This is a genomic window from Terriglobia bacterium (assembly GCA_020073085.1).
In the GTDB taxonomy this organism is placed as follows: Bacteria; Acidobacteriota; Terriglobia; order JAIQFV01; family JAIQFV01; genus JAIQFV01.
Genome location: JAIQFV010000013.1, coordinates 91,603 through 106,030, shown reverse-complemented (window position 1 = coordinate 106,030; position 14,428 = coordinate 91,603). Strand labels below are relative to the sequence as shown.

The 14,428-nt window shown below is 57.3% G+C and carries 9 protein-coding genes and 1 pseudogene; 3 read left to right on the top strand and 7 right to left on the bottom strand.

All coding sequences use genetic code 11. The annotated features are described in order from the left end of the window. Window positions 1–13: 13 nt before the first annotated feature. The 7 genes and pseudogenes from trmFO to LAO21_14445 form a co-directional block, all read right to left on the bottom strand. Window positions 14–1,543 (bottom strand): annotated as a pseudogene (gene trmFO, locus LAO21_14475) (methylenetetrahydrofolate--tRNA-(uracil(54)-C(5))-methyltransferase (FADH(2)-oxidizing) TrmFO). A 384-nt stretch (window positions 1,544–1,927) separates the two neighbouring features. Continuing rightward, the gene (locus LAO21_14470) at window positions 1,928–2,227 is read right to left on the bottom strand and encodes an outer membrane protein assembly factor BamE (protein MBZ5553923.1); all 300 of its coding nucleotides are present in this window, start codon (window positions 2,225–2,227) and stop codon (window positions 1,928–1,930) included. Window positions 2,228–2,311: 84 nt separating this feature from the next. Beyond that, window positions 2,312–6,247, bottom strand: coding sequence for an AsmA family protein (locus LAO21_14465; protein ID MBZ5553922.1), 3,936 nt, complete (start codon window positions 6,245–6,247; stop codon window positions 2,312–2,314). Window positions 6,248–6,256: 9 nt separating this feature from the next. Next, window positions 6,257–6,643, bottom strand: coding sequence for a DUF2269 domain-containing protein (locus LAO21_14460; GenBank protein MBZ5553921.1), 387 nt, complete (start codon window positions 6,641–6,643; stop codon window positions 6,257–6,259). Window positions 6,644–6,718: 75 nt separating this feature from the next. Next, complete coding sequence (locus LAO21_14455) at window positions 6,719–8,725, bottom strand: gamma-glutamyltransferase family protein (protein ID MBZ5553920.1); 2,007 nt, start codon at window positions 8,723–8,725, stop codon at window positions 6,719–6,721. A 207-nt stretch (window positions 8,726–8,932) separates the two neighbouring features. Then, the gene (locus tag LAO21_14450) at window positions 8,933–10,102 is read right to left on the bottom strand and encodes an aminotransferase class V-fold PLP-dependent enzyme (protein ID MBZ5553919.1); all 1,170 of its coding nucleotides are present in this window, start codon (window positions 10,100–10,102) and stop codon (window positions 8,933–8,935) included. Between the two features lie 135 nt (window positions 10,103–10,237). Then, window positions 10,238–10,624 carry an ACT domain-containing protein gene (locus LAO21_14445; protein ID MBZ5553918.1) on the bottom strand — a complete coding sequence of 129 codons (387 nt, stop codon included), beginning with the start codon at window positions 10,622–10,624 and terminating at the stop codon, window positions 10,238–10,240. Between the two features lie 50 nt (window positions 10,625–10,674). Here LAO21_14445 and LAO21_14440 point away from each other — a divergent pair, with 50 nt between their 5' ends. The 3 genes from LAO21_14440 to fadI all read left to right on the top strand — a co-directional run bounded on the left by LAO21_14440 (window position 10,675) and on the right by fadI (window position 14,414). Continuing rightward, complete coding sequence (locus tag LAO21_14440; protein MBZ5553917.1) at window positions 10,675–10,983, top strand: hypothetical protein; 309 nt, start codon at window positions 10,675–10,677, stop codon at window positions 10,981–10,983. A 122-nt stretch (window positions 10,984–11,105) separates the two neighbouring features. Continuing rightward, window positions 11,106–12,929: a long-chain fatty acid--CoA ligase gene (locus LAO21_14435; GenBank protein ID MBZ5553916.1), complete on the top strand. Its 1,824-nt coding sequence runs from the start codon at window positions 11,106–11,108 to the stop codon at window positions 12,927–12,929. A gap of 180 nt (window positions 12,930–13,109) precedes the next feature. After that, the gene (fadI, locus tag LAO21_14430) at window positions 13,110–14,414 is read left to right on the top strand and encodes an acetyl-CoA C-acyltransferase FadI (GenBank protein MBZ5553915.1); all 1,305 of its coding nucleotides are present in this window, start codon (window positions 13,110–13,112) and stop codon (window positions 14,412–14,414) included. The last annotated feature ends 14 nt before the right edge of the window (window positions 14,415–14,428 follow it).

Here is a 14,428-nt window from a genome sequence, read left to right as displayed (position 1 = left end):
GCCTCTGCAATGCCTATGATGAATCATCCAGATTTCGTTTCCATTCTTCAAACTCGTGGAGCGCGATCTCGCACTGGTGTTGGTGGCGCTCAGCCTTCGGGATCTTGGTTCCCTTGGGCGTGCGCATTTCAACCGGAGGAAGGAGGCTGAAGACGATGTTCATGGGCTGGAAGTTGTGTGGAGGGGCGTGGGTGATGTAATGCAATAACGCCCCGCATGCGGATCCGGCCGGGGGGGAGCTGGGGTTTTGACCGAGGGCCAGACGCACCGCGTTCCGCCCGGCGATTAAACCCGTCATGATGGACTAGACGTATCCTTCCACTCCCACCAGCTGGCCAACAAAGAAGAGGTTGGGCCGCGTCCGCATTTGAAGCGTCTCCACAAGCACGCGGGGCGAGTTCAGGTAGGTGTTCCGGTGCATCTGTCCGAATCGGATGAACTCCGCTTGGGCAAGAGCGGGGATCATGCGGAAGATCTGCTCCTGCTCCGCAAAGCGCAGGTGGTTTTGAAAACCCACCAGGTTGTAGCTGTCGGCCAGCAGAGTTTCCTGGCGCAACTGCACACAGGCCCAGGGCATGCGGCCGGTCCGAGGATCGACTAGTCCCACCGGTTTCATGGGTCCAAATCGCAAGGTGTCGCGCCCGCGCCGGGCCAACTCTTCAATCGGCAGACATCCTTCAAAGTAGGGAATCTCTCCGGCTGGCATCTCTTCCTCGGCCGGCGCCTTCCCTTCCTGTGCTGCACTACTCAACAGCGCCAAGGTCGAAGCGGCTCCCTTCGCTTCATCCTCTGTTGCAGTCATATTCAAAGGGAATTTTTCTCCGCCCAGCTTCTCAGCGGAAACTCCGGTCAGGATCTCCTTTTCGAACTCATGGGTCGGAACGCACTGCGCCGTGACGAGCGCATCATAGAATGCATCATATTCGATGCGCGAGAAGGGACAATTCACATAATCCTCTCCGCCTTTGCCGTAGCGAGAGGCCTTGAACGCGATCCCAAGGTCAATCGTTTCGGCCTCGACAATCGGGCTGATGGCGTCGAAGAAATAGAGATGATCCTGACCCGTTGCCCGTCGAATACTTTCGGAGAGGGCCGCCGACGTGAGAGGCCCCGTGGCCACAATCACAATCGAATCCTCATCTTCCGGCAGCTCCACGAACTCCTCGCGCCGAATTCGAATGCGCGGGTGAGCGGAGATCCGCTCCGTCAGGAGGATCGCAAATCGATCGCGGTCCACCGACAGGGCATGGCCGCTCGGGACACGTGTCTCCTCGGCCACCGCCATCAGCAATGAATTCAGCCGCCGCAGCTCTTCCTTCAGCAGCCACGGCGCAGAGAATTGTGAGTCGCTCTTGAGGGAATTACTGCATACCAGCTCGCCCAGACGGTCGGTTCGATGCGCCGGCGTCCTCACGCAGGGACGCATTTCCCACAGCTCAACACCCGCATCGGATGCGGCCCCACGCACGTCCAGTTGCGTGACGATTTGCCAGGCGGCCTCGCATCCCGCGAGCCCGCCTCCCACCACGATCATTCTTCGCATGGAAAGCAACCCGATTTAGTCCAAAGTCCAAAGTCCCAAGTCCAAGGTCCACAGTCCCAAGTCCAAGATCCAAAAAAACCAGTTCAAAGTTCCAAGCTCAAAGTCTGAAACCCAGTTCCAAGTTCAAAGTTCCAAGTTCAAAGTGCAGTTCAACTCTGACTTCTGACCTCCGGCTTCCTGCGTCTGGCTCCTGGCTTCCGGTTATTTCCTCTGAGAACTGGGAACTGACAACTGGTTCTCTGACTTCTGACTTCCGACCTCATTCTTCTGATGGTCTTCTCTGAAATCTGAGAACCGAGAACTGACAACTGGTTCTCTGAACTCCGGCTTCCGGCCTCTGGCGTCCGGATGTCTTCACTGGCAACTGAGAACTGACAACTGGTCCTACTTCGACGCCTTGTCGATGCCCACGAGCTTGTCCTGGCAATCGAACCAGATCTGGACATACTTGTAGTGACCGACATTTTTGTAGATGAACCAGCTACAAGGATCTTCGCCTTTCTTCTCGCCCTTGGAATCCGGTTTCCCCATGGTCTGGATGACATCGTCCTTGGCCATCCCAGGCTTCAGCCGCGCCAGATCATCTTCGGTGGCGGCGAAGAGCTGAACGGTGCTCAACACGACCACTACAAAGATAACCAGTGAACAACCCCTCTGCCAATTTCTTTGCCTCAATCGTTTCATGCTCTCCTCCTGTTTCTAGCTTGGATGTCGAATCACGCCCCGGCGTTGTGACATCCCAATTTGCTCAGCCTCACTTCAGGTTGGTCATCTGACGAAACGAAAATCTTCAATCGACTTGATCCCCTCTAGATTGCCCGTCAATTTAAATTCAAAGTTATAACGGCGCGGCTTGATCCTTTTGCGCTGGCCCACAATCAAGAGTGTGATATCCGCGACATTCCGGTAGAGGTCGCGGATGGAGATCCGCCCGAAGATTTGGGCGAGAAAATTCGAGCCTCGGGGAATCTCAGGCAGGGACCCCTTGACGTTGATGACCATATCCTCCGTCTTGGTGTTCACGGTGCCGGTGGCAGTCAAATCGAACAACTCCGATTTGAAATCACTTCGCTCCAGGCGCGCCGAACCGTCCGGCGAGAAGGTGACATCAGCAGACCAGGATTTGAAACGCTTGAACTGGGGGGGATCGATGGTTTGAAAAATGCGTCCCAGGTTAAATCCGAACAATCCCTCGTGCACGAGGGTGGCCATGGAGAGGAGGCGCTGGGGTAGACCGGCATAATGCAGGTTTCCCTGAGAGGCCTCAAAATGCGCATTGCCCGCGAGCGACGCCAGTAAATTCTGGGGATCGGTGTTCCGGGTGGTCAAGTCCCCCCGGACCGTAAGCTTCCCTTCCACCGGAATCTGAATATCGAGAACCTCGTCGAGGAACGTTCCCATGGGCACATCCCTGGACTCAAACTTCAGATGCTCCTCATTCGATTGCGAATCCCAGCTGACAGTAGCGGTGCTCGTGCTGCCACCCGCGGCCACCTCCATCGGGTTCAGCAGAATAATGGCGGAGTCCCAGGTTCCATGCGCCACGAATTGCTTGATGGGCTGATGAAAAAACACCCCGCTCGAAGCTCTCACATCGATGGTTATCACCTTGCCGGCGGCCACGGAGGGAGGCGATCCAGCCCCCGGCGACATACGGGCCAGAGTGGTCACCAGGGCATCGAGATTCAGGTTGTTCACCTCGGCGGTCAGGCTGGGGTTGGGTCCCTTCAGATTCAGCGTGCCCGTAACGCGCATGGGAAGTTTATTCACAATGGCCAGAAAATCCCTGGCGGAAACGCCCTCTGTTCCCACAGTCAGATCTCCCGTCAGACTCGTCGGTCCCCAGGGCATTCCGTCCACCGAGACGTCTGCAAGTCTTAAGGTCGAGCTCAATTGGGGATCGCTCGGGCTCCCCTTCAGCGTGATGGAGCCGGACGCCGAGCCGCCGCGGACTCTCAGCGGGGTCGCTGGGAGCTTGACGAACTTCACGAGCGTTGTCACCGGAGCGAACTGGGCCATCGCCGCGGTCAGGGACATCTCAACCCCATGAGACTCCGAAAAATCCAGGTATCCATGGACCGTTAAAGGAAGTTCGTCGAGCGTGACTTTTCCTTCATTGACGGTAAAGATCTGGTTTTTCCAGATGCCTTCAAGAGCTAGTTGGCTCGAAGTGCCCACCGGTTTTTCGAACGAACCGGCGAGTTTGAGCTGAGTCGATTCGGGAGAATGGACCTCGGCTCGGACCTCGAGCTGGTCATGTCGTTCACCCAGGATTGAAAGAATGACCGGGAACTGCCCTTCCGCAGTAATCTGGTTCTTCCATGCCGCCGGAAGCAATGTGGACGCTTGCGGAAACAGGGCGTTCATTTGTGCTTTGAGATCCCATCGTTCACCCAGCTCGTTGAGCTGTTCGATTCCCCCATCCAACGACAAAGAAGAGTCCCCCACGGATCCGATGAAGCGATGAAACCTCAGCCTATCGCCGCTGTAGGTGAGCCCGCCAGAGAAGCCCTTGAGCGGCAGACCGAAGTTGGAAAGCACGGCACTGCCATTTCGCAGATTTCGCAGCTGCAGGGAAAAATCCGGAACTCGACCATCTTCTTTCCGCGCGACCGGATCGTCCTCGGCGTCAGGAACGGCATCCCGTGCCAAATCAGGAGCATTCGATCTCAGGATCGGACCGGCACGGTGGGCACCGCCCGCAGGATAATCCAGCTGAATCTCGGCGACCCCGCCCGCTTCCTTGACCTGCCCGACTATCGGCAAATCCACTCGATCAATCCAGCGCGAAGACGTCAATTCATCGTATCGGCGCAAGTTCATGGACGGCGACCTGAGGTGCAAGGCCAACAGGGAGAGATCCTCCGGATCCAGTGCCGCCTCCAGTTCAAAGGGCGAGTCCCCCAAGGAGCCGGAAATCTGCTCCGCGCACAGGGCCCTGCGGTAAAACTGATGCGTGCAAACGATCCTGTCCTTCAGTACCACCTGGCCCCCCACGTTTTCGAGCGGGAAAGGGAGGCCTGCAAGCTGTATGCGAGTCCCGGCCAAACTCATGGTCCCAGCCACCTCCGGGTGATCCAGCCCCCCGGCCACCAGTAACTCCGCGTGCCCTTGACCACTCATGCTGGAGACCCGATCCAACCATCGCGCGAAGTCCAGGTACCCCTCGCTTCTCAGCCGCTTCAGATAGGGGTAGATTTTGCCGAACGGAATCGCTGGCATCGCGACCTTCAAGTTCATTCGGTCCTTCTCATCGACCCAGCCCGAGGCCTGCAGTGGGGAGCCGAAGAACTGTGCTCCCAGCGAATCGATCTGGGTCTTCTTGCCGCTGGACCGCATCACGGAAACAATGTCCTTCAATTGGAAGTCATACCGGTCGTTCCGATATTGCCCTTTCTTCAGATCAGCCCTCCAGTCGAATGTCGGGTCATCGAGCCTTCCGGTCCAAACCAATTGTGCCTGAGCAGACCCGGTGAGTCCCGCGAAGATCCGTCTTCCGAACTCATCCAGTTGTGCATCGATCAACGACCGGAAGGGGTCAACAATCTCAAATTCCCCCGTCGAAACGGTGGCCTCTAAGCGGGGCATCATGCTGTGGAGGTTGTACACCCGGCCGTTCATCTCAAAATGAGTGGACGCCAGCTCTCCATTGAGTTTATTGAACCGAATTTCCCCGGTGGCCAGACCCAGCAGTCCCTCCAGCGAAGCGGTTTTTAGATCGATCCATTTTCTGCCACGGTTCAAGCCCTCCGGGCCGGGATGACTCGACCCTGCGGGGCCCAAGGTTCCAGGCGACGTTGTGTCAACCGCCACTTTCAACTGGTCGGCCTTTGACCGCAGACTGATGGAGATGGGGGAAGATCCCTGTCCTTCCATCTTCAACTGCAAATCATAGAAACCCTCGAAGCCTTTCACCTGAAACTGGGTGGATTCCAGATAGGAATTCAAAATATGGAGGTTGAAATGTTTCAGGGCCAGATCGAGATTTCCGCTGAGGGTGCTGAGGTCATCCGGAACAAACACGGCAAAATTTCCCTTGACCTCGAGACTGGATTCCGGATGGTCGTCATCGATGGCGTCCACTTGCAAGCGCGTCTTGCGGCGGATGTCCAGGGTGGAGATGGAAAAATCTCGAAGGCGGATATGTTGCACCAGGGGGAGGGGCAGGGCCTGATCCTGGATGGTGGCCACCATGTTCCTCATCTCGACGGCGGTCTTTTCGAGATCGATGGCCCGATCGGGATCATTTCCGGCTGACACGAGGTCGGCGATGTTCCAACGCCCATCGGGGAGGCGGGCCGCCAGAAAATCGCCGTCCACCACCCGGATGAGATTCAGCACAATGTGTCCGCGCAGCAGCGCCCAGAGGCTCAACTCCATTTTCACCTCGTCGCCTCTGAAGAAAGGATGACCCTCGTGATCCTGGATGTTCATACCTCCCACCCACAACGCCGGACGGCCGAAGAGGTTCGTATTAAGGCGATCGAAGGTCACGGGATACCGGAGCGCGTCGCTGAGGTGTTTTTCAAAGAAACGCTTGGAGTACTGGCTGCCGAGGAGCATGGGGACGACGAATTCAAAGAACAGAAACACAAGAACCAGCAGTAAAAGCTCCAGGCGTGTCGCCCTTGAGCGATGATGCCAGAAATCCACGGCCTTCGCTTTGGCGCCGGATGCTGTTTTTTTCTGTTCTGTCTCAACCATCTTTGATCTCTATTGCCGAGAGCCGTGGTGGGGCAGACGTCTCGTCTGCCCGTGTGTAGCAATGACCGAATACAACAACCAGGGATTGGCGCTCAGCTTCAAGGGGACTGGCCCGGCGAATGCCATCCAGAATCCGCTCATCAAAATCAGGGCGGCCCCCCGATGTAGAGTCCAGGTGTTCATTCGGTGCATGACCTTGAGTGCAAAAAAGACCACCTTCGCCTCGCCCGCAATCGCCGCCTGGCTCATCGAGACCCATCCCGCAATAACACCCCCTATCACGAGCACCGTGCCGAGAACATGAGCCCACAACAGCCATGGAACCATTCTGCTCTGCTCCTTTAGATGCTTGTCTTGCCAGTCCGGGCATCGATCCAGCCATTGTGAAGTGCTCATACCCGGGTCGCCTTCGCACTTCCCGCATGAAATATTGAAATGGGCCGGAACGATGGAACCGGACAGAGCGGTCTTCTACCACCCCATGAGGTAACGCTCTCGCCGCACGTCCGCGCCTCCGAACAAAGTCCCGAATTTCGGATCCACCCCCACCGCCGTCATCCCTGTATACATCCCATACGGTCCGAGGACGGTCACCAAGTGTCCCTTGGCTCGAAGGGCATCGATGACTCCCGGGGCGACTCGGCTTTCCAGGGTCAAATCACCCGGCTTGTCCTGATGATTATCAAACGAACTGAAAGGGTGGTCCGTGTTCAGCCGGGGTGCTTCGATGGCCTGCTGGATGGGCATTTTAAAATCGATTAGATTCAGCAGGACATTCAGCACCTGCTGATCCTGGCTATCTCCCCCGGGGGTCGAAAGGGCGAGGTAAGGCTTCAGCTTCCGTGCAGACGGGGGCTCTCCCGCGGGGCCATTGGGATTTGTTTTGCCGATCTGTGCCGTCGGCTGATCCGGACCCGGGAGTGCATCAGAATCCGGGACCAGGACGAGGGTCGGAGTCAGGGTCGTCCGCGGGTGCTTTCCCCCGACCAGATAATTCGGGGATTTCTCGTCCAACGAAAAAACCTGGGCGCGATTAGAAAGCGGCACGCCGGTGTCGCCGGCAATGAACGCGCCTCCGAGAATCCACCCGGAAGAAGGGGAGGCAGAAAACAGGTTCCCGTCCTTATCGACTGCATTCACACAGGTCGTGTCGCCGGAAACAAACCCGACCGTGGGATCGCCCTCGGCGTGAGGAACATAAATCTGCCGGCCCGGGTCCGAATCGGCAAAGTACCGCGATCCCGAGGCGTCAGCTCGTCGGCCCGCAACACCTTCATATTTCCAGGGGTCTCCCGGTCGATGGTCGAGCGCCGCCTTGCGGGGATTAATGAGAGCGCGGCGCGTGGCGGCATACTCCTTCGACAGCAGGCCTTCTGCGGGCACCTTCACAAAGTCAGGATCACCAAAATAGGCATTGCGGTCGTCGTAGGCCAATTTGACGGCCTCCGTCACGGTATGGATAAACTCGGTGGAGTCGAGTCCCATATCGGCCAAGTCGAATCCCTCAAGAATGTTCAGGGTCATCAAAAGAACCGGGCCTTGATCCCAAAAACCCGCCTTGTAAATCTGGTATCCGCGATAGTTGGTCGTGGTGGGCTGCTCGAGCTTTCCGTGGTACTGCGCGAGATCTTCGAATGTGATAACCCCGCCAGCCTTCAGATCAGCGTCGGCAATGCGGCGCGCAATGTCCCCCTTGTAAAACGCATCGCGCCCCGCCTCAATGGCTTTGCGGCGGTCGTGCGAACGGCGAAACTCCTGGCGTTCAGCAGCCACCAGCGCCCGGAAGGTCTTTGCCAGGTTGGATTGCCGGAACATCTCCCCCACCTCCGGCGTCTTTCCGCCCGGAAAATAGGCGGTCATCGTATCCGGGTACTTCTCGCAGAATTTCCGGTTTTGTTCCCAGTAGTGCTCCAATCCCTCAACGAAAGGAAATCCGTCGGCGAGTTCGATGGCGGGCTGCATCACCTGTTCCAGGGACATGGTGCCGTAATTTTCCAGGGCAAGGGCCAGCGAATCCATCACGGCGGGCAGGGTGGCGGCGAGCGGCCCATTGCCGGGGATCTTTCCCTGCCCAATATCGGCGAGCGGAAGCTCCACACCGGCGCTGTTTTTGAAATGGGCGGCCTTCTTTTCATCATCCGTCATCTTCCTAAAGAATTCCGGTTTCAGATCCCGGGGCGCTGTTCCCTGGCCGTTAATCACAATGACTTTCTTCGACCTCGCGTCATAAATCATGAGGGGAACTTCTCCGCCAAAACCGAAGTGGGACACCTCCACCACTGAAGAGGCAAATACCGTCGCCACCCCCGCGTCGATGGCATTGCCTCCGAGTTCGAGCATCCGGATCCCCGCCGCCACGGAATAGTAGCGGCCGGAGCCGACGATCCCATGGGAACCCCGGATTTCCGGGCGGAACGTCTGCGCGTGGAGCGGTGAGGCGACTAGAAATAACGCAGCTGCAATGATCCTCTTTATCATGGTGTTGTCCTTGTTGGAGAAGAAGTCAGAAACTCGATGGAGGCGTTGTAAACCCCTGGGACGCACGGGTGATCCTGGTCTTTGTCCACTCCTTAAGGATGGGTGATTCAACCTGATTCGGACGGTTCATCCCGCGAAGCCGGGGTCACAGGACCGCAGCCCCAGGGTAAGATCGAATCCAACCCGGAGTCCGGCGGACAACCCGGATTATCTCCGCACTGAGGAAACCGCCTGCGAATTGGAAACCTTCTTGATCTCACCCACGACGGCGTCGATCTCGTCATCTGTGTTGTAGAAGTGAGGTGACAAACGGATGCCGGCTCCGGGGCGATAATCCACGAGAAAATCCCGGCGAACCAGCTCGCGGGCCACTTCCATGGCCCCGGGCAGATCAACCGAGACCGTCCCCCCGCGCTGGTCAGGATCCCTCGGCGAATTCACCGTTAAACCTGCTTCATCGGCCAGCGCTATCAGCCGGGCGGTCTGACGAACGGAATTCTCTCGGATGGCAGACACTCCAATCCGGTTAACAATCTCCAGGCCGGCCCGGGCTGCATAGTGAGCCGGAATAGGGGGGGTTCCCGATAAGAACCTCCAGACGTCGTGACGACGCCGAATGGGGGGCGGCTCAAAATCAAACGGCGATTCGTGCGACAGCCAGCCGGTCAGGGCTGGTTCCAGCTTCTCGTACAAATCGGGCCGGACATAAAGGAACGCATTGCCGGGTCCGCCACACAGCCATTTCAAGCAGCCGCCGATGACCACGTCCACATTGAGCGCTTTCACATCGATGGGCAAGATGCCGGCGGATTGGTACACATCCAGGATAACCAGGGCGCCCACCTGATGAGCGTGATCGATTATTTTTTGAACGTCCTGGACGTAGGCACTCTTAAAAATCACATGAGACATCGGAACCAGCAGGGTCTCTTCGTCGATCGCCTGGAGCATCGCCTCGGTGGGGGTGTGGATGCCGTCGTGACTGGGAACCGTTTCGAAGCGAGCCCCCCGTCGGGTGGCCTGCTGGTAAAGGTACATCACGGAGGGAAAATTCATGGCTTCGCAGACGATCTTGTCTCGGGGCGGCTTGAACTCAAAGCAAGAAAGAATCTGGGCCTGAGTCAAGGTCACGTTGGTTTGCATGATTACTTCCCCGCTCCCGGCCCCGATGAGGGGTGCCATCAAGTCTCCGACCTCAGCGGGAATCATCCACCACGCTTCTTCCCAGGCCCGCACACCACGCCTTGCCCACGTGTCGGCATATTGGCGCAGGTCATCGTAGGTCTTGCGCGGCATGGCGCCGAGCGAGTTGGAAATCATGTAGCAAGTCGATTCCAGAATGGGAAACTCCTTGCGCCATTGGAGAAGGGAACTCATGGAGTCGTTCCTCAATTTAAGTTGAATTCAGGGGGTAGCACAGCGAACTTGAGTTTCTGGTGTCCCCAGCCGGGTGCATCTTCAATGCGTCTCGATCCGACGTCTCGGCCATGCGGTTGGGCCGCCTTCTTGAGATCATACCAGCTTCGCCGCACGTTCGTTGTCCGATACGGCGACCACAATCAGAGCCTTGCCCATTCCCTTCACGATGGATCCATAGATGTACTCGATGTTGATCTCGTTTTCGGCCAGCTTGCGCGTCAGACGACCCAGCGAGCCGGGACGATCCGAAACCCGCAGGGTGAGCACCGACTCCTCGGTAAATTTCAAGTTCATCGATGTGAGCACACGTTTTGCGGTCTCGTGACTGCTGGTCACCATGCGGAGGGGGGTCTGCGATTTTGATTCAGGGGCCATGATCGCGGTGATATTGACCGCGAGTTTGGAGAGCTCCGTGCACAGCTCTGCCAGCGCCCCCGGCTTGTTCTCTAACACCACCGTAAGTTGTTTGCTGATCGGCATGGGCTCCTCTCGAATTCTTCACTCATCATTCGATCTGTTCTGGATGAAACATGCAAAACGATGCGGGGATTGTACTCGGTGGATGTATGAAATCACAAAGGGTTTTTGAGAAGAGCAGTTGTCAGTTCTCGGTTCTCAGTTCTCAGAGAAGATCATCCGAAGAAAGAAGTCGGAAATCAGAAGTCAGAGAACCAGTTGTCAGTTCCCAGTTCTCAGAGGAAATAACCGGAAGCCAGTGGCCAGACGCAGGAAGCCGGAGGTCAGAAGTCAGAGTTGAACTGCACTTTGAACTTGGAACTTTGAACTTTGAACTGGTTCTTTTGGACCTTGGACTTGGAACTTTGGACTTGCCTTTTTGAACTTTGAACTTGGAACTTTGATCTGGGTTCCAGACTTTGGACTTTGAACTTTGGACTTTATTTTTCTGATATACTGCATTCTCGATCCGGCTCCTATTATCCATCGAAATTGAGTATTGCCTATGCCCTCGGAAGCAACCATTGTCCATTGCTTCTGGAAACATGCGCGCACCCGGTCGGACCGGACTGCGCTCCGGGTGAAGCGCGGGGGTCGCTACATGGATATCACCTGGGGTGAGTTTGGCCGGTCGGTCCAATATTTCGCGGCGGCTCTCACGGACCAGGGGGTGCGGGCAGGCGATGTCGTTGCAATTCTCTCCAACAATCGGCCTGAATGGGCGATGGTCGATCTGGCCATCCTGGCCGTGGGGGCCATTTCTGTTTCAATTTACGCCACCAATGTCCCGAAAGACATGGCGTACATCCTCAGTCATTCCGAGGCCAGGCTGGTGGTGGTGGAGAATCGGAAGCAACTTGAAAAGATCAACGACGTGCGCGCCCAGGTTCCATCCCTCCAGAGGGCTGTCATCATTGATGCGACCGGGGTGAGTCGCGGAGACGAGTTCGTTGTCCCGTGGGATGACTTCCTCCAAAGGGGGGAGCGGCTCGCGGCCTTACAACCGGCGAATCTGGATCCTCCGCTCAGTGGCCTGCGTTCTGATCAGCTCGCAATCATCATATACACGTCCGGCACGACAGGGCCGCCCAAAGGGGTCATGCTGGCCCACGACAACCTGATGTTTATTTGCGAGACCGTGTCCAGCCTCAACATGGTTTCGGACCGGGATGTGTTCTTCTCGTTTCTCCCCCTAGCACACGCCCTGGAACGGCTCGGCAGTCTGTATCTCCCCGTCTACCTGGGAGCCCAGGTCGGATACGCCGAACGGATGGAGACAGTCCCGGAAAACCTGGCGGAGGTCGCGCCGACGGTGGTCACCGGAGTTCCACGTTTCTTTGAAAAAACCCACGAGCGGATCCTGGCGGCGGTGGCATCCAGCCCGGGGTTCAAACGGACGCTATTTCATTGGGCGATCAAGGTCGGACGGGAGGTGACACGCTATCAAATCTCGAAGCGCGCCCTGCCAGCGGGCCTTCGCTTTAAGCGCTGGCTGGCAGACCGATTGGCCTTTCAGAAGCTGCGCAAGCGGTTGGGCGGCCGCCTCCGTTTTTTTGTGTCCGGAGGGGCTCCCTTGTCGAGGGAAATCATGGAGTTCTTTCATGCGGTGGGATTGCCGGTCTTTGAGGCCTATGGAGCCACCGAAACGACCTCCCCCACCACCGTCAGCGATTTTGACCATTTCAAGTTCGGGACGGTGGGAAAGCCCTTGCCCGGAGTGGAGGTGAAGATCGCCGATGACGGCGAGATCCTGGTCCGCGGCCGTAATGTCTTCCTGGGATATTTCAAAGACCCCCGGACCACGCAGGAAGCCCTGGTCGACGGATGGTATCGGACCGGCGACATCGGGCGGATTGATGATGAAGGATTTCTCACCATCCTGGACCGGAAAAAGGAACTGATTATTACTTCGGCCGGAAAGAATATCTCTCCCCAAAACATCGAAAATCTCTTGAAGCACGATCCCCTCATCAGCCAGGCGATGGTGGTGGGTGATCGGCGCAATTACCTGACGGCCCTTCTGACGCTGAGCGTGGAGACACTCCCCCCGGTGGCGCGCCAGTTGGGTGCGGGCGAAGGGACGTATCGTGAATTCACGGAGCATCCGAGGGTGATTGAACGCGTCGCCGACATCGTGAACCGGGTGAATCAGCAATTGGCGCGCTTTGAGCAGATCAAGAAATTTCGGATCCTCCCGGTTGACTTTTCTGAAGCGACTGGCGAGCTGACCCCCACGCTCAAGCTCCGGCGGAAATTTATCGCTGAGAAATACTCCCGTGAGATCAGCAGCCTTTACGAAGAAACCCGGGCCGCACCGGCAGGACGATAAAGATTTGCCGGGCGACCCCGGAAGGCCAACCAGGCCAGAAAAATCCCCGGGCCCAATGGCCGGGACATGCGTCCTCACAATGCAGCGTCACATCGCATCACTGATGGAGGAAAACTCCTCCCTTGAAACCCCGAACCCTTTCCCCTATGCTTCTGAGTGTCAACCACAGGAGAACACCTCATGCCGCCTTCACTTTCGCCCGGACGACGTACTGCGATCGTGGCGGGATGTCGGACCCCGTTCATTAAGGCCTGGACTCACTTCAACCGCCTCGGCGCCGTCGACCTCGGAAAAATTGCGGTGACTGAACTGCTGGCGCGCAGCGGGATCGACGCCCCTCACATCGATCAAATGATCTTTGGCGTGGTCGTCCAGGCACTGAAGATGCCCAATATTGCGCGGGAGATCGCGCTGGGCTGTGGAATTCCCCCTCGAGTCCCGGCGTACACGGTTTCCCTGGCCTGCATTTCGTCCTTGGTGGCCATTGCCAACGGTGTCGATCAGATCGCGGCCGGACTGGCTGATGTCATAGTGGCCGGAGGAGCGGAATCTTTGTCCGATGTCCCCTTGACCTTCGGCAAGCGCGCCCGGGATCTGTTTCTCGAACTCAATCGTGGGCGCAACTTCAGACAGAAGCTCTCGACGGGGCTGAAATTCAAATTTCGGGATTTCATTCCCGATGCCCCGGCGCTCGAGGAACCCTCGACCGGGCTGACCATGGGACAGTCGGCCGAACAGATGGCGCAACTTAACGGGATCTCACGTCAGGAACAAGATGAGTTTGCCTTACTCAGTCACATCCGCGCCTCGGCCGCGCAGCACAAGGGGATTCTCAGAAGCGAGATCTCGCCCGCTTTCCTGGTCGAAGAAAAGAAAGTGGTGCAGGAAGACAATGTGATTCGCCACGACGCCTCACTGGAATCGATGGCGGGATTGGAGCCGGTCTTCGATCGCCGCTACGGAACAATTACAGCGGCTAATGCCAGCCCTCTGACTGATGGCGCGGCCGCGGTCATGCTAGTGAGCGAGGAGAAGGCGCAGTCCCTCGGAGTGAAGCCGCTGGCTTTCGTCCGATCCTACGCCTTCTCTGCACACTCGCCTAAAGATCAAATGCTGATGGGCCCTGCCTATGCCACCCCCGTGGCGCTGGACCGCGCCGGCATCAAGTGGGATGATCTTTCCGCCATCGAAATGCATGAAGCATTCGCCGCCTCGGTCTTGTCGACGATCAAAATGTTTGAATCGAGGAAGTGGGCGGAGGAGAAGTTGAATCGCAGCGAGCCCATAGGAGAAGTGGATTATGAAAAGCTCAATCGCTATGGCGGCTCGATTGCCATCGGTCATCCGTTTGCGGCGACGGGGGCGCGCATGGTCACGACCCTGGCAAACGAACTGGTGCGAACCCAATCAGAATTCGGCCTGGTGACTGCCTGTGCGGCGGGGGGACACGGAGGGGCAATGGTCCTCGAACACAATAACATTTGAAGGCTTCCTGGCGG

What these genes read in the sequence shown, in the direction of transcription:
- LAO21_14445 (MBZ5553918.1), bottom strand. Translation starts at nt 10,624, where the DNA reads ATGCCGATCAGCAAACAACTTACGGTGGTGTTAGAGAACAAGCCGGGG.
- LAO21_14435 (MBZ5553916.1), top strand. Translation starts at nt 11,106, where the DNA reads ATGCCCTCGGAAGCAACCATTGTCCATTGCTTCTGGAAACATGCGCGC.
- LAO21_14460 (MBZ5553921.1), bottom strand. Translation starts at nt 6,643, where the DNA reads ATGAGCACTTCACAATGGCTGGATCGATGCCCGGACTGGCAAGACAAG.
- LAO21_14455 (MBZ5553920.1), bottom strand. Translation starts at nt 8,725, where the DNA reads ATGATAAAGAGGATCATTGCAGCTGCGTTATTTCTAGTCGCCTCACCG.
- fadI (MBZ5553915.1), top strand. Translation starts at nt 13,110, where the DNA reads ATGCCGCCTTCACTTTCGCCCGGACGACGTACTGCGATCGTGGCGGGA.
- LAO21_14440 (MBZ5553917.1), top strand. Translation starts at nt 10,675, where the DNA reads ATGCAAAACGATGCGGGGATTGTACTCGGTGGATGTATGAAATCACAA.
- LAO21_14470 (MBZ5553923.1), bottom strand. Translation starts at nt 2,227, where the DNA reads ATGAAACGATTGAGGCAAAGAAATTGGCAGAGGGGTTGTTCACTGGTT.
- LAO21_14450 (MBZ5553919.1), bottom strand. Translation starts at nt 10,102, where the DNA reads ATGAGTTCCCTTCTCCAATGGCGCAAGGAGTTTCCCATTCTGGAATCG.
- LAO21_14465 (MBZ5553922.1), bottom strand. Translation starts at nt 6,247, where the DNA reads ATGGTTGAGACAGAACAGAAAAAAACAGCATCCGGCGCCAAAGCGAAG.